This window comes from Bradyrhizobium sp. 1200_D9_N1_1, from assembly GCF_052075915.1.
In the GTDB taxonomy this organism is placed as follows: Bacteria; Pseudomonadota; Alphaproteobacteria; order Rhizobiales; family Xanthobacteraceae; genus Bradyrhizobium; species Bradyrhizobium diazoefficiens.
The window spans coordinates 1,650,450-1,665,476 of record NZ_CP197226.1; the positions used below are offsets into that span (position 1 = coordinate 1,650,450).

Genomic DNA, 15,027 nt, shown 5'->3' on the forward strand with positions numbered 1-15,027 from the left:
AGCCGCAAGCCAAGCGCAACGGCCGGCCTTGACCGCCCGTGCGCGCGACGCGACGCACGTCCTGCGGGCCGGGACGAAGGAACGGCCCCTGGCTCGAACACAGGAACTGCGAGGTAGGAGGAGCAAGCGATGACGTAACCCCATCAACAGGTTCCAGCCGAGGTCTGCGAGAGGATGAGACGAGATGGAGGTTCGGTCTTCCCGGCGCATGCGAACACTGGTGACCCAAATGGCCCAATCGAGGCCTGTCCGCTAATGAGAACGCACGCGCGCTGATATCCATGATGGCCCGGAGAAAATGCTCCAATCAAAGGCCGGATACATTGATGCAAGACCACACCACCTGATCGACGAACCTCTTGCTACGCACGGCCGGACCATACATTCGGGTCATTTGCGACCGACATGGGTTATCCGCTCCATGTCCGATCTATCCCCGATAGCGACCGAACGGCGGACGCGCCCAGACCATGCGGGTGGTAGCAGAGCAGCGCGAGATCGGCGAGCACGGCATCACTCTAGGGCGCGGGCTCTTAAGTCCGATCAGCCGGCGAAAGCATGCCACTCCCAGAGCCTTCACAAGCCTAAGCCGGAAGCCAGTCTTGATATGCGTCAATCTGTCGGAGCGCAAAGCGGCTAGTAGTAAAGCCTTTCTAGCCAGCGTTGGAGCGCGACATGGTAAAGTGTGGTTGGTTGATAATTGCCGGCCTTACCGCTGCTTTCGCTGCCGCGGCTCAGGCTGAAGACCTCGACATCGGCAAGTCAGAATTTCAGTCTTCGTGCGCGAGTTGTCATGGCGCGGATGCAAAGGGCAAAGGACCGGTCAGCGACCAGCTCAAGATCCCGCCTCCCGATTTGACGGTGTTGGCCAAGAACAACAACGGGGTCTTTCCCACGAACGCTGTCTATGAAACCATAGATGGATCGAAAACAATTCCTGCTCACGGCACTCGTGAGATGCCAATTTGGGGGGAACGATTCAACCCCATTGTCAACTTGCCTCACTATGTTGATCCGTCTTATTGGAAGATGGCCGGGCCGGAGCAAAGCCCCGAAGTCGTCGTGCGAAAACGCATCCTCGCTGTTGTCGATTATCTCAGCCGCGTTCAGCAAAAGTAGCAACCGACGAGCATAAGATTACTTGCCCATCCCGCTTAGCGCCCGCTAAAGCGGAAAAAGTTTGCTTGCGCCACAACCGACGAAGCAGCTGCACCACCAACCAGCCCGATGAACTCCCGCCGCCTCATATTGCCTCGTGATGCGCCCGGGAGTCTTACTGCCCTGTTTGCCAAACCGCGATGTCCGAAGCGGGTCGAGGCCGACATCTGCCCGGCCCGATGCCGTGCCTTCTTTGGGGTCAAAACGCGAAAAACTCAACGTGAGCAAGCTCAGTCCGCTATGCCCCATTGAACGGACCTCAATGAGGCGTGCTACCACTTCGCTGATGGGCCAGAAGCCGACCTCGCGATTGGCTTATGGGCCCGGCACCATCATGGTCGGCTCTTCCAGCAGGGAAAAGTCGTAGCCCTCGCAGCTAACATTCGGGTTGGTGGGCGCAAACATGCCGAGCGGGTTGTCCTTGAACAACCAGGCATGCAGATCATAATGCACAAACTCCTTTGGAATGAGCGGCCAGTGTCCTTCCATCGGGCCCATGAAGGGTTGGTCGAAGAGAGAGGGGCGCTGCTTGGTATCTGCCGTTAGAGGCACCAACCACTCAACAGCCACGAGCTTCAATTCCTTGCCCACAGGTTCGTAGATCAATACGTTGGGCTTCATCGGATCGGGAGCGCCCTGCACTGTGACATTGGCAAAGTGCACTCCCATAGCGCCTTTGGCATACTCCATGTGGTGCGGAACTTTCTCGCCAGAATAGTGCACGCAGCCCACCGTCGACAGGTAGAGGTCGCGCACGGCTACCTTGTAGTCCTGATATTTCTCCAGCGATTTGCGCAACGCGTCGAGCTGAGCCTTGTAAGGCTCTTCTGCTGCAATTGGTCTGAGGGCCGCACCGATAAAAGCAAGACCTAGCGCGGCGACGAAGGTACCACGGACATATTTGCGCATGTTCCCTCCTAGCTTTTCATCAAAGCAATGTCGGAATGAACTGGCCGAACCAAGGGTGAGGGTTTTTGCCATTTCCGACAAGACGATAACAACCTCATGGCCGCCAATCGCGATAGAAAAATGGTGGTACTCCCTCTTGGGCGTACATGGGCCTTTGATGGCTCAGCCGACAGACCGCGTTCTTCATCGCCCGACTGTCAAGAGGATGTCTCAATCGGGTCATCAGCGGCAATGCGCTGACCGAGCGGAACATTTCCGCTAAGCCTTCAAGATCGGACTTCTGCGCGTTAAGAGTACACGCCCTAGATTAAAGTCGACGTCGACCAGCTCACGTCGGAGAAACCATGCTCGCTCGCACCCTGCTTGCGGCCACCGCCTGTTGATGCTCGCGCACCCGGCAATGGCGCAGGCGCCGCTCGCGACCTACAAATCCTTGAGTCCCGGGCTGGCGCTTGATCTGGCAAGTGAGGGTTTCTGTCCTCGGCATCGAGGCCCTCATCAGCTCGGCGACGTTGCTTGACTCACGTCAAGAACGCGTGTGGCGCAGCGTGTTAGTCGGGAAACTGGGGCGGTACCATTCGAACCATGGACACGAAGCAATGGTCACGCAAAACAACATCAATTTCTTCACCAACTGGGCCAAGGAGCGTCTTGACGAAATGGAAGCAACGGTGACCTCGCTCGAAGCCAGGGCTTCCGAGGTGCAGTCGGAAGCGCGTGAGAAGGCCACGAAGGTTCTGGCGGATCTCTGCAAGCAGCGCGACGAATTCCGCGACACCGTGAAGAAGCAGTCGGAGGTCGGCGAGGCCGCCTGGACCCAGGCAAAATCAAGGATGGAAGCCGATTGGCGCGTGTTCGAGACCGAGGCCGGAAAATACGTCGAAAGCTTCGGCAAGCAGATCGAGCAGCAACAGGCGACGTTCAAGCTTCAGGCCGAAGCGCAGCTCAAGGCGTGGCGCGAAGCCGCCGACAAGCTCGGCAGCGATGCCAAGAACTTTGCGTCCGAGCGCCGCGGCGACATCGACGCAGCCCTGAAGCGCATGAATGCCGATGCAATCGAGGCGGAGAAAAAACTGGAGAAGCTCAGAGAGGCGGGGACCCACTCATGGTCCGCACTCATGGCGGCCCTGGCGGAGACCCGCCTTGCCTTTGATCGTGCCAACGAGGCGGCGCGGGAGGCTTTCAAGCGAGCCGCCTGATCAGACGCGGTGAACTTCCGGAGACCGCCGTCAGGCGGTCTCCTTGCCGTCGGCAACTCGAGCGTTGCCCTGCCACGCCAGCGGCCTTCTCAGCGTCCGCGCTAGATGCCCAGCAGCTTGCGCGCGTTCGCCTTCAGCACCTTCGGCCGGATCTCGTCGCGGATGTCGATCTTGGCGAAGTCCGACAGCCAGCGGTCCGGCGTGATCACCGGCCAGTCCGAGCCGAACAGCATCTTGTCCTGGAGGATCGAGTTGATGTAGCGCACCAGGATCGGCGGGAAGTATTTCGGCGACCAGCCCGACAGGTCGATGTAGACGTTCGGCTTGTGGGTCGCGACCGACAGCGCCTCTTCCTGCCAGGGGAAGGAGGGGTGGGCGAGGATGATCTTGAGGTCGGGAAAATCGGCCGCGACGTCGTCCATGTACATCGGGTTGGAATATTTCAGCCGCATCCCCATGCCGCCGGGCATGCCCGAGCCGACGCCGGTCTGGCCGGTGTGGAACAGCGCGATCGCGCCGCCATTGTTGATCTCTTCGTAGAGCGGATAGGCCATGCGGTCGTTGGCGTAGAAGCCCTGCATGGTCGGATGGAATTTGAAGCCGCGCACGCCGTATTCCTCGATCAGCTTGCGCGCCTCGCGCGCCCCGAGCTTGCCCTTGTGCGGGTCGATCGAGACGAACGGGATGAGGACGTCGAGATGATCGGAGGCGACCTCCAGCATCTCGTAATTGTTGTAGCGGCGGAAACCGGTCTCGCGCTCGGCGTCGACCGGGAAGATCACCGCGGCGATGTTCTTGGAGCGATAGTAGGCCGCGGTCTCCGGCACGGTCGGCGGATGCTTGTTCGGCGACTTGAAGTACTCCGCCATCTGCGCCTGGAAGTCGTCATAGCCGTCGTCGGCGTGGCAGCCGCAGGGCTCTTCGGCGTGGGTGTGGATGTCGATGGCGACGACATCGTCGATGTTGGGCAGCTTCAGCTTCGGCATTGGTTTCCTCCCGACGGGTTGCCAAATTGATTATATGATATAACGAATTTGGCAAGGCGTCGCTGGAAGCAAAACCGCAGCCCGCAAAAGTCTTTGCTATGCTTGGCCTCTGACGAGGCGGATCGGGCCGATCCGGTCGTTTCTACTGTGCATGGGGTTGTTTTCGCGAAATTGCCGGTTCGGAACCGGGCAGTTAACATTGACATGACCTCCCGCCATGCCTTAAGAACCGCCCCGTCCCGGGCGGTCGTCCGCCAGCGGGAAAAATCTCATTTTGCCACATTCGCGCGTGCCGAAACGGTAGTGCCGAACACGGCCTTTCGAACGTTCAGGATTCTGCCATGAAGGTCCGTAACTCGCTGAAATCGCTGCGCGGTCGCCATCGCGCCAACCGCCTGGTCCGCCGCAAGGGCCGGGTCTATGTGATCAACAAGGTGCAGCGCCGCTTCAAGGCTCGCCAAGGCTGATCTGGGCGGCTGATCACGCCCTGCCGGACGCCCCGCGCGCCCGCAAGACCACGGTCTCACACGAGTTTGACGCCGCCTTTGCTTTGCAAGGGCGGCTTTGCGCGTCTAGACTTCGGTCATGGCAGTGAGAGTCCTGGCAGTGAGATTCCCTTTCGCACGCACCCTGTGTTTGGCCCTTGCCCTGGGAACCGCCGGCCTCGCTCCGGCCGCGGCGCAGCAGGTTGAGCCGCCGACCCCGCCCGGCAAGCAGAAGAAGCTTCCCGAAGCGCCGGCCAAGCTGCCCAAGGTCGATCGCACCAAAAATCTCGATTTCCTGTTCGGCGCGCTGAAGGCGGCGCCCGACGATGTCAGCGCCAAGCATGTCGAGGCGCGGATCTGGGCGATCTGGCTCCAGACCCCGAGCGATACCGCCTCGCTGCTGATGGCGCGCGCCAAGACCGCGGTCGACGCGCAGAAGATCGACGTCGCGATCAAGTTGCTGGATTCGGTCATCAAGCTCAGGCCCGACTACATCGAGGCCTGGAACCGGCGCGCCACGCTCTACTACATGCAGAACGACTACGGCCGCTCGCTCGCCGACATCCAGCAAGTGCTGATCCGCGAACCCCGCCATTTCGGCGCGCTCGCGGGGCTCGGCATGATCATGCAGGAGGTCGGCGACGAGAAGCGCGCGCTCGAGGCCTACCGCAAGGCGCTCGCCGTCAATCCGCACCTCGAGAAGATACCCGATCAGGTCAAGGCGCTGACCGAAAAGGTCGAAGGCCGCGACATCTAGAGCACGATCCGGACCCGAAGGGCCGCGCCAGCGCAAAGGGATAGTTTGATCATATCCCGAGCGATTGCGGCGCACGCGGATTAACCACGATCACACGCGTCGCATGAGCTGGGGTATCGCCAATGCGGCCGCAGGCCTACCTGCATGGCAGGAGCAAAGCCATGAAGCGTTTGATTTTTGCGGGTAGCTTGTTGCTCGCGTCGGGAACGGTGAGTCTCGCCGACGGACTGTTCTGGGTGGTCGGCAACCGCGCCACCGGCAAATGCAACATCGTGACCAGCAATCCGGTCATCATCGGCGACATCTGGTTCGGCGATGGTCCCTACAAGTCCAGGTCCGACGCCAAGCTCGCCCGCTCGACCATCCGCGCCTGTCCCGCGGTCAGTCCCGACGACGAAAAGGACGCGGACAAGACGGACTAGGTCCGGCCCGCAACCTAATGCAGGGCGCTGCCGCCGCGCTCGGCGAGGCCGCGATCGGCCGCTGCGGCGTAAGCCCTAGCGAGCTCCGCCTCGAGATGCTCGTTGATCAGGAGCAGCGCCCGCACGGCACCGCGCAGGTCACCGTTGCAGCTTGCGACAATCTCGTCGATTGCAGTGTCGTTCGATCTGAAGCTCATCGAAATTCTCCGGTTCAAATCAGGACAAATCCTGCCGGCCTGTCCCGCATCCCCTGAGGTCGCGAGGAGGATCGGCGCCCACCCGCGCCTAAATGGCGGAACCGACCATGGCGATTATATGGAAACCGCTATGACGACCGCATGAAGCTGGTCCGAAGCTCGCGCGCAATCAGGAATTAGATTGATTCTATTGAGTTTTTCTGGCCCTCGATTATGCACATATCCACAGCCCCTCATTTCCGGTGGAAGTGCTGAAGCCCCTGGGGCGAAACTGCCGCGTGCCACGCCCCGTAATTGCCAGGTGCCCTATTACGTCCGGATTCTCTCAATGATCGTGATGACAGTCGTGACGGCGCTGGTTCTGCTGGCGCTGGTCACGCAGGCCGGAATCGTCGCCGTGCAACGCGCCTTTCCGCCACAGGGCCGGATGATCGAGGTCGATGGCGCGACGCTTCACGTCGTCGACATCGGCCCGCGCGATTCAGGCCTGCCGGTCGTGATGCTGCACGGCGCGAGCTCCAATCTCGAAGCGATGCGACGCCCGCTCGGCGATCTCCTGGCAAAAGACCATCGCGTCATCCTGATCGACCGTCCCGGCCATGGCTGGAGCACGCGCGCGCGGCGGCAGGATTCGACGCCGCAGATCCAGGCGCGGATGATCGACGAGGCGCTTCGTAAGCTCGGAATCGATCGTGCGGTGTTCGTCGTGCATTCCTGGAGTGGGGCGCTCGGCGCGCGCCTCGCGCTCGATCATCGGGGCCGCGTCGCCGGCCTCGTGATGCTGGCGCCCGTCACCCATCCCTGGCGCGGCGGCGTCGGCCGCTACAACGAGCTCATCGCAACGCCCGTGATCGGCCCGCTGCTCGCCTACACCATCACGCTGCCGCTCGGGTATTTCGTCGCCGAGTCCGGCGCGCGCAATGTGTTCCTGCCGCAGACCATGCCCGATGGTTTCGTGCAGCACTCCGCGACGCCGCTGCTGCTGCGGCCGCGCGAGTTCATCGCCAATGCCTATGATCTGGTGACGTTGAAGGCGTCGGTGGCCGGGCAAGCCACGCGCTATGGCGAAATATCGGCCCCGGTCACGATCATCGCCGGCGAACCCGACAAGACGGTGAAGACCAACATCCACGCGCGCCCGTTCGCGGCGATGGTGCCGAATGCAAAGCTGATCGTGCTGCCCGATCTCGGCCACATGGTGCAGAACGCCGTGCCGGATCTGGTGAAGACGGAGATCGAGACGATGATCGGGAAAATCGTGCCCGCGCAGGCGGCCGCTGACTGAAGCGTTTTCGAGCGAAGCGGATACCGGTTCGCGTGAAGAAAACGCGTCCAAACAAGAAGCCGGAGCTTCGGCTCTGCTTCAATCAGAACCGAAGCTCTGGCGGCCGCCTCTCGCGCGCTTACTGCTTGATCTTCCCGTCCTTGTCGAACTGCGAGACAAAGGTCCAGAGATTGTTGATCTCGGTCTCGTTCTTGATGCCGGCGAACGCCATCTTGGTGCCGGGGATCTTGGCCTTGGGGTCCTTGATGTACTCCTTGAACGTGGCTTCGTCCCAGGTGATGCCGGAATTCTTGTTCGCATCCGAATAGCTGTAGTCCGGCGCAGTTCCCGACTTGCGGCCGTTGAGGCCGTTGAGCTCGGGGCCGACCTTGTTCTTGGCGCCTTCGCCGATCGCGTGGCAGGCCAGGCACTTGTTGAACGACGTCTTGCCCGCGGCGGCGTCCTGCGCCATCGCTTTGGAAGACATGGCGGTGGACGCTGCGGCAGTCATGGCGAGGGCAACTAGCGCGCCGAAAGTCAGTTTTGTCATAAGGGTGCTCTTCGTCTCTTCCCGGGTCAGATGGAGGGTCGTGGTTTTGGCAGGTCCAGGGCAAGTGGACAAGCCGCGAATCCTTGACAGGTTTCCTGATAGCAGACTTGCCCCAGAGAGAACTTGCGCTGCAACAATGCAATGCGACCTTCGGAGGACCTACCCAAAGACGGCAAGACATGATTGATTTGCCGGGACAATTCCCTCCGTCGGACGAAGGCTTCGTAATATGGCCATCATGATGCCCGCAAGCGACCAGGCAGTGCTGGCGCGTCGCAGCGAGATCGTCGCCGCCTTGCGCGCAATCGTATCAGGCGAAGGCGTGATCGACAGCGCCGCCGAGATGCGGGCCTATGAATCCGACGGGCTGACCGCCTATCGCCAGCCGCCGATGGTCGTGGTGCTGCCCGATACGACCGAGCAGGTCTCGCTCATCCTGAAATATTGTGCCGGGCAGGGCATCAAGGTGGTGCCGCGCGGCTCCGGCACCTCGCTGTCCGGCGGCGCGCTGCCGCTCGAAGACGGCGTGCTGCTCGGGCTCGGCAAGTTCAAGCGCATCCGCGAGATCGATTTCGACAACCGCGTCGTCGTCACCGAGCCCGGTGTCACCAATCTCGCCATCAGCCAGGCGGTTGCGCATGCCGGCTTCTATTACGCGCCCGATCCGTCCTCGCAGATCGCCTGCTCGATCGGCGGCAATGTCGCGGAGAATTCCGGCGGCGTGCACTGCCTCAAATACGGCATGACCACCAACAACGTGCTGGGCTGCGAGATCGTGCTGATGAGCGGCGAGATCCTGCGGATCGGCGGCAAGGGGTGCGAGAACGCCGGCTACGACCTGATGGGCGTCATCACCGGCTCCGAAGGTCTGCTCGGCGTCATCACCGAGATCACGGTGCGCATCCTGCAAAAGCCGGAGACGGCGCGCGCGCTGATGGTCGGCTTCGCGGAGGTCGAAGCGGCCGGCGAATGCGTGGCACGCATCATCGGCGCCGGCATCATTCCCGGCGGCATGGAGATGATGGACAAGCCCGCGATCCACGCCGCGGAAGCCTTCGTCCATGCCGGCTATCCGCTCGACGTCGAGGCGCTGCTCATCATCGAGCTCGACGGTCCCAAGATCGAGGTCGACGAGCTGATCACGCGCGTCGAGACCATCGCCAATGCCTGCGGCTCGACCACCTGCCAGATCTCGACCTCGGAGGCCGAGCGCAACCTGTTCTGGGCGGGCCGGAAAGCCGCATTTCCGGCCGTCGGCCGCATCTCGCCCGACTATCTCTGCATGGACGGCACCATTCCCCGCGGTGCGCTGCCGAAGGCGCTGGCGCGCATCCGCGAGCTCTCGGAAAAATACCAGCTCGGCTGCGCCAATGTGTTCCACGCCGGCGACGGCAATTTGCACCCGCTGATCCTCTACGATGCCAACAAGCCCGGCGAGATCGAGCGGGCCGAGGCATTCGGCGCTGACATTCTGCGCGCCTGTGTCGAGTTCGGCGGGGTGCTCACCGGCGAGCACGGCGTCGGCATCGAGAAGCGCGATCTGATGCCGGAGATGTTCAGCGAGATCGACCTCAACCAGCAGCAGCGGCTGAAATGCGCCTTCGACGCGCAGGGCCTGCTCAACCCCGGAAAAGTGTTTCCGACCCTGCACCGCTGCGCCGAGCTCGGCCGCATGCACGTGCACGCGGGCAAGCTGGCGTTTCCGGACATTCCGCGGTTCTAGGCGCTCGCGCGGAGGGAAGGGGCTTGCGATGCAAACCTCTTCCCTCCGAAACGCTTACAGCAGCCCGTATTGCGCCCGCTCGCGCTTCGCCAGTAGCGGCAGGGCTTCGCCGGCGATGTACGTCTTGAAGTGCCCGCTCTCCTGGTGCGCCTTGAAAGCGGCCTCGTCGCGGAACAGCTCGTAGAACAGGAACTGGGCCGGATTCTCCCTGGCGCGTGAGATCAGGAACAGGTTGACGCCGTCCTCGCGCTGCGCCTCGGGCAGGAAGCGTTCGAGGATCGCGGCGACCTTGTCGGCCTCGCCGGGCTTGGCCTCCCATTGCGCGACGACGAGCAGGCCGCCGCCGTCGACGGCGTCGCTGAGGGATTTCTGCGTGGCATAGTGGTTCATGGTCTTTCCTCCTTGCTGCTGGGCTTGAGATGACGACGTCCACGGCGAGAGATAAATCGCCAGGACGGCACCGAAGGCGGTGATCACCGACCTGCGGCTGAATGTTTCGTGGACGCGCGGCGCCGACCGCGCATATGTCGATCGCTCCATGTGTGTCTCCGTCGGTTGGGCTCGATCGCGATCGGCGCAAGCTTGTAGCGATGGCCTGTCGGCTTTGGTTCGCCGGTGATCGAAGTGTCGATGTCGTGAACGCTTCGATCTTTATCGAACCGTTGTTGTCGGATGTCGCGGAGCCGGCCTGATGGAGTTTCGTCGCACGCCGCACTGGCATCGCGCCGGTGGATGGTCGCCGCGTCACGCTGCATTTGATTTTGGCGGCGAATTTCGCTACCGCCTTTTCCCGTGGATACGCTCAAGGTCAGAGACGCCAAAGACGTCGAAGAGGTGGTGCGCGCGGCGATTGCCAACGAGCAGCCGCTCGAGATCATCGGTCATGGCAGCAAGCGCAGCATTGGCCACGCGATGGCGACCAACGCCGTGCTCGACGTCTCCGCGCTCAATGCCGTCACCTCCTACGAGCCCAACGAGCTGATCGTGACGCTTGAGGCCGGTGCGCCGCTGGCCGACGTGCTGTCGCTGATCGATGCCAAGAACCAGCAATTCGCCTTTGAGCCGATGAACACCGCGCCGCTGCTCGGCACGCCCGTATCAGGCACCATCGGCGGTATGATCGCGGCGGGCCTCGCCGGCCCGCGGCGCATCCGGGCGGGCGGGGCGCGCGACCACCTGCTCGGGGCGCACGCCGTCTCCGGTTTCGGCGACAGCTTCAAGACCGGCGGCAAGGTGGTGAAGAACGTCACCGGCTACGACCTCTGCAAGCTTCTGGCCGGTTCCTGGGGCACGCTGTCGGTGATGACCGAGGTCACGCTGAAGGTGATGCCGAAGCCGGAGGCCGAGCGGACGCTGCTGCTGCGCGGGCTCGACGATGCCGCCGCCAACAAGGCGATGACCGCGGCGCTCGGCTCGCCCTTCGACGTGTCCGGCGCCGCCCACCTGCCGAAATCCGCGTTCCGGGCGAAGATCGACGGGCTCGGCGACATCGCGGGCCAGGGCGAAGCGCTGACCGTGCTGCGGCTCGAAGGCATTACCGCTTCAGCCGCCCACCGCGCCGGTTCGCTGCGCGAATTGCTGGCGCCGTTCGGAACCGCGGCCCTGGTCGAGGACGCATCGTCGGCGGCACTGTGGGCGACCATCCGCGACGTCCTGCCGTTCGCGGCCGGCGGCGCGCTGGGCGCCCGGCCGGTGTGGCGGATCGTCTGTCCGCCGGCGTCAGGTGCGGCGCTCGGGACCCAGCTGGCGCGCGAGACCGGCGGCGACGTGATCTACGATTGGGGCGGCGGATTGATCTGGGCCGCACTGCCGCCGAAGGGCGATGCGCATGAACCGGCCGTGCGCGCGCGTGCGAATGCGGTCGGCGGGCATGCCATGCTGATCCGGGCGGCAGAGGATGTCAGGCGCGATGTCGATGTGTTCCATCCGCAAGCGCCAGGCATCGCCGCCCTGAGCGAGCGGGTACGGGCCGGTTTCGATCCGAAGTCCATTCTCAACCGGGGACGGCTGACGCGGGGCGCTGCGGCATGAAGACCGAATTCTCACTCGCGCAGCTTGCCGATCCCGATATCGCGGAGGCCGACAAGATCCTGCGCGCCTGCGTCCATTGCGGCTTCTGCACTGCAACCTGTCCGACCTATGTGCTGCTCGGCGACGAGCTCGATAGCCCGCGCGGCCGCATCTATCTGATCAAGGAGATGCTGGAGAAGGACCAGACGCCGACGGCCGAGGTGGTTAAGCATGTCGACCGCTGCCTGTCGTGCCTGGCCTGCATGACGACCTGCCCCTCCGGGGTGAACTACATGCACCTCGTCGACCAGGCCCGGGTCAGGATCGAGCAACGCTATCAGCGGCCACTCACCGAGCGGCTGCTGCGCCAGGTGCTGGCCTTCGTCCTGCCGGATCCGCAGCGCTTCCGCGCCAGCATGTGGCTGGCGCGGCTGGCCCGTCCGCTCGCCGTATTCCTGCCGACGCCGCGGCCCTCGGCGACACCGGGCCTGGTCCAGCGCCTCAAGGCGATGCTGGCGCTGGCCCCGAACCGGCTGCCGTCGCCCGGCCCCCTCCCGGGCAGCGTGTTTGCGGCGCTCGGCAAGAAGCGCGGCCGGGTCGCGCTGCTCCAGGGCTGCGCGCAGCAGGTGCTGGCGCCGCGCATCAACCAGTCTGCCATCAGTCTTCTCACCCGCCACGGCATCGAGGTCGTCCTGGTCAGGGACGAGCAATGCTGCGGCGCGCTGACCCATCACCTTGGCAACGACCACGATGCGCTGGCGCGGGCTCGCGCCAATATCGCGGCATGGCGGGCGGAAGCGGCCGGCGAGGGGCTCGACGCCATCCTGGTGACGGCGTCCGGCTGCGGCACCGTGATCAAGGACTACGGCTATCTGCTGCGCGAGGACGCTGCGTTCGCGGCCGATGCGGCGAAGGTGTCCGCGCTTGCCAAGGACATCACCGAATATGTTGCCGGCCTCGATCTCGCGACCACTGCGATAGGCGACAACATCGTCGTCGCCTATCACTCCGCGTGTTCGTTGCAGCACGGGCAGAAAATCACGGGCCTTCCGAAAGAATTGCTTTCCAAGAATGGATTCGTGGTGAAAGATGTGCCCGAGAGCCATTTGTGTTGCGGTTCGGCGGGGACCTACAACATTCTCCAGCCCGAGCTTGCGGGCCGGTTGCGCGATCGCAAGGTCGCCAACATCGCGAGCGTCAAGCCGGACATGATTGCCGCGGGCAATATCGGCTGCATGGTGCAGATTGCCAGTGGCACGTCAGTTCCGGTCGTACACACGATTGAGCTTCTCGATTGGGCTACGGGCGGGGCGCGGCCGGCATTGAACGCGTCGAGCTGAGCTTTCGTCCGGAGGTGACGGCGGAAAGACGTCCGATCGACCATTGTTCGGCGGCAACAGGAGGACCACGATGGCGAAAGCGAAAAAGAAAAAAAGCAAGAAGGCAAAAAAGGCCAAGAAGGCTGTAGCGGCGAAGAAGACCGCGAAGAAGGCGACGAAGAAGGCAGCCAAGAAGTCAGCGAAGAAATCTGCCAAGAAGGCCGCACCGAAGAAGTCGGCCAAGAAAGCTGCAAAGAAGGCTGCACCGAAGAAGGCCGCCAAGAAGGTGGTTGCGAAGAAGGCGGCACCGAAGAAGGCGAAGGCAGCTCCCGCGCCGAAGCCGTCAGCGCCGGTGGCAGCTCCGGCTCCCGAGCCTGTCGCCGAGACAAGCTGGGCGATGCCTTCGTCTTCTGCGGAACCGACGCCGGCCGAGGGGCAGGGTTAGGCCTAAGGTCAGGCCCGCGGTCAGGCCAGGGGCTGGGCCAGGGCTGGCTTCACCCAACGACCACGATCGACAGCAGGAGGGCCGCGGCGGCGACGCTGCGGCCTTTCTGCATCGCGGCTGTGGCTGCCGGAGGCCGCCATTCCCCGGCGCCAGCCCGATTCGTAGCGCGCGGAGCACGGTACTGCAGGTCTCCGTACTAACCCCGTCCTTCAGTGCCCTTTGGAGGGCAAATAATGTGATCGAGAAGCCACACAGGCAGACAACCTTTCGTGAAATCGTCAGAACGCCTAAAAAGTCAGCAGATGCCCGCGTTTTTTGCTTCACGGTTCACATCCCCCGATCCAGATTGCCGCAGTCATGAATTTTTGATGTTGGGTCGTACGCCCCGGGGGGCTTCCGGGAAACCGACTGGGTGAGAACTGGTGATGGGGATCGAAATGAAAAAAGTGGCTTTGTTGGCAACGGCGCTGGCAATGGTGACGACGGGTTCGGCTTTCGCGGCGGATATGGCGGTGAAGGCCAAGAAGGCCCCGCCGGTCGCTGCCTTCGACCCCTGGGACATCGCCTTCGGCGGTGCGCTCGTCAGCGATTACATCTTCCGCGGCGTGACCCAGTCGAACCACCAGCCGTCGGTCGCCGCTTATTTCGAGCCGCGCTACAACGTCACCAAGGACCTCCAGCTTTACGCCGGTGTGTCCGCGGAGAGCATCTCCTTCGCCAACCGCGCTGCGGCTGAAGTCGACGTCTACGGCGGTATCCGCCCGACCTTCGGCGCCTTCGCCTTCGACTTCGGTATCTGGGGCTACCTGTATCCGGGCGGAAGCTGCGCCGACAACGTGCTCACCGGCGGCGTTCCCGGCGGCAACGTCTGCGCCGTCAGCACCACCACGATCTTCCTCGCCGACGGCAACGTCATGAAGAAGAACGTCAGCTTCTTCGAAGGCTATGCCAAGCTGAACTACACCATCAACGACAACTGGGCCGTCGGCGTGAACGAGTACTACTCGCCGAACTTCCTGAACTCGGGTGCCTGGGGCAACTACGCGTCGGTGACTGCCAAGTACACCGCGCCCAGCACCGTCTTCGGTCCCTCGGGCGTCGGCATGTATGTGTCGGGTGAGTTCGGCCGCCAGTGGTTCGGCACCTCGGACGCCTTCTACGGCACCGGCGCCGGCACCGTTTTCGCCAACGGTATTCCCTACAAGGACTACAACACCTGGAACGTCGGCATCGGCTTCACCTACAAGGTGTTCACGCTGGATCTGCGTTACTCCGACACCGACCTGAACAAGGGTGATTGCAACGCCTTCACCAGCGCCTTCAATGCCACCGGCACCACCAACGTCACCCCGATCAACCCGAGCGGCGCTGGCTCCAACTGGTGCGGCGCGGCCGGCATCGCCAAGCTGTCGTTCGACCTGACGGCGATGACCAACCTGAAGTAAGTTTCTTCCCGAAACGACTTGCTGAGGGCGGCAGAGCAATCTGCCGCCCTTTTGCTTTTGCGGCCTGGAGCGCTGCGATCGTGCCGGGCCTTCATGGTTTTCTAGGCGATGCGAAGCATCGTCCGGGAGGCGCGCCGCAGGGCGGCGCTCCTCACCAT

At 63.0% G+C, this 15,027-nt stretch carries 16 protein-coding genes; 11 read left to right on the forward strand and 5 right to left on the reverse strand.

What is annotated here, in order from left to right:
- Positions 1–675: 675 nt before the first annotated feature.
- Complete coding sequence (locus AB5K84_RS07930) at positions 676–1,119, forward strand: c-type cytochrome (RefSeq protein ID WP_011090283.1); 444 nt, start codon at positions 676–678, stop codon at positions 1,117–1,119.
- Positions 1,120–1,473: 354 nt separating this feature from the next.
- Here AB5K84_RS07930 and AB5K84_RS07935 read toward each other — a convergent pair whose 3' ends face one another.
- Positions 1,474–2,067, reverse strand: a complete 594-nt coding sequence (locus AB5K84_RS07935; protein ID WP_028174598.1) for a hypothetical protein — start codon at positions 2,065–2,067, stop codon at positions 1,474–1,476.
- A gap of 452 nt (positions 2,068–2,519) precedes the next feature.
- On the opposite strand from AB5K84_RS07935, the gene AB5K84_RS07940 reads away from it, so the two are divergent.
- Entirely contained in the window at positions 2,520–3,266 is a 747-nt protein-coding gene (locus AB5K84_RS07940; RefSeq protein ID WP_236842136.1) for a hypothetical protein, read from the forward strand.
- Positions 3,267–3,367: 101 nt separating this feature from the next.
- On the opposite strand, the gene AB5K84_RS07945 is transcribed toward AB5K84_RS07940, so the two are convergent.
- Entirely contained in the window at positions 3,368–4,252 is an 885-nt protein-coding gene (locus AB5K84_RS07945; RefSeq protein ID WP_011090280.1) for a 4-hydroxyphenyl-beta-ketoacyl-CoA hydrolase, read from the reverse strand.
- 341 nt (positions 4,253–4,593) lie between these two features.
- Here AB5K84_RS07945 and ykgO point away from each other — a divergent pair, with 341 nt between their 5' ends.
- The 3 genes from ykgO (at position 4,594) to AB5K84_RS07960 (ending at position 5,916) form a co-directional block, all read left to right on the forward strand.
- Positions 4,594–4,719, forward strand: a complete 126-nt coding sequence (gene ykgO / locus AB5K84_RS07950) for a type B 50S ribosomal protein L36 (protein ID WP_006611362.1) — start codon at positions 4,594–4,596, stop codon at positions 4,717–4,719.
- A 133-nt stretch (positions 4,720–4,852) separates the two neighbouring features.
- Positions 4,853–5,494: a tetratricopeptide repeat protein gene (locus AB5K84_RS07955; protein WP_038967322.1), complete on the forward strand. Its 642-nt coding sequence runs from the start codon at positions 4,853–4,855 to the stop codon at positions 5,492–5,494.
- A 161-nt stretch (positions 5,495–5,655) separates the two neighbouring features.
- Positions 5,656–5,916: a hypothetical protein gene (locus AB5K84_RS07960; protein WP_038967321.1), complete on the forward strand. Its 261-nt coding sequence runs from the start codon at positions 5,656–5,658 to the stop codon at positions 5,914–5,916.
- 14 nt (positions 5,917–5,930) lie between these two features.
- On the opposite strand, the gene AB5K84_RS07965 is transcribed toward AB5K84_RS07960, so the two are convergent.
- The gene (locus AB5K84_RS07965; protein WP_038967318.1) at positions 5,931–6,113 is read right to left on the reverse strand and encodes a hypothetical protein; all 183 of its coding nucleotides are present in this window, start codon (positions 6,111–6,113) and stop codon (positions 5,931–5,933) included.
- 328 nt (positions 6,114–6,441) lie between these two features.
- On the opposite strand from AB5K84_RS07965, the gene AB5K84_RS07970 reads away from it, so the two are divergent.
- Positions 6,442–7,398, forward strand: coding sequence for an alpha/beta fold hydrolase (locus tag AB5K84_RS07970; protein WP_038967317.1), 957 nt, complete (start codon positions 6,442–6,444; stop codon positions 7,396–7,398).
- Positions 7,399–7,516: 118 nt separating this feature from the next.
- Here the strand turns inward: AB5K84_RS07970 and cycA are convergent, their stop codons facing one another.
- A complete protein-coding gene (gene cycA / locus AB5K84_RS07975) occupies positions 7,517–7,927 on the reverse strand; it encodes a cytochrome c-550 CycA (protein ID WP_011090276.1) in 411 nt (136 codons plus the stop codon).
- A gap of 229 nt (positions 7,928–8,156) precedes the next feature.
- Here cycA and AB5K84_RS07980 point away from each other — a divergent pair, with 229 nt between their 5' ends.
- Positions 8,157–9,650 carry an FAD-linked oxidase C-terminal domain-containing protein gene (locus AB5K84_RS07980; RefSeq protein ID WP_011090275.1) on the forward strand — a complete coding sequence of 498 codons (1,494 nt, stop codon included), beginning with the start codon at positions 8,157–8,159 and terminating at the stop codon, positions 9,648–9,650.
- Positions 9,651–9,704: 54 nt separating this feature from the next.
- Here AB5K84_RS07980 and AB5K84_RS07985 read toward each other — a convergent pair whose 3' ends face one another.
- Positions 9,705–10,190 carry a putative quinol monooxygenase gene (locus tag AB5K84_RS07985; protein WP_083860144.1) on the reverse strand — a complete coding sequence of 162 codons (486 nt, stop codon included), beginning with the start codon at positions 10,188–10,190 and terminating at the stop codon, positions 9,705–9,707.
- A gap of 252 nt (positions 10,191–10,442) precedes the next feature.
- Between AB5K84_RS07985 and AB5K84_RS07990 the strand changes: the two genes are divergently transcribed.
- The 4 genes from AB5K84_RS07990 to AB5K84_RS08005 all read left to right on the forward strand — a co-directional run bounded on the left by AB5K84_RS07990 (position 10,443) and on the right by AB5K84_RS08005 (position 14,869).
- Positions 10,443–11,681: an FAD-binding protein gene (locus AB5K84_RS07990; protein WP_011090273.1), complete on the forward strand. Its 1,239-nt coding sequence runs from the start codon at positions 10,443–10,445 to the stop codon at positions 11,679–11,681.
- On the forward strand, positions 11,678–13,000 hold the full coding sequence (gene glcF, locus AB5K84_RS07995) for a glycolate oxidase subunit GlcF (RefSeq protein ID WP_011090272.1): 1,323 nt from the start codon (positions 11,678–11,680) through the stop codon (positions 12,998–13,000). The genes AB5K84_RS07990 and glcF overlap by 4 nt, the downstream gene beginning before the upstream one ends.
- Positions 13,001–13,070: 70 nt before the next feature.
- Entirely contained in the window at positions 13,071–13,424 is a 354-nt protein-coding gene (locus AB5K84_RS08000; RefSeq protein ID WP_011090271.1) for a histone, read from the forward strand.
- A 437-nt stretch (positions 13,425–13,861) separates the two neighbouring features.
- Positions 13,862–14,869 (forward strand): TorF family putative porin, encoded by a 1,008-nt coding sequence (locus AB5K84_RS08005; RefSeq protein ID WP_028174608.1) that lies wholly within the window; start codon positions 13,862–13,864, stop codon positions 14,867–14,869.
- Positions 14,870–15,027: the final 158 nt, after the last annotated feature.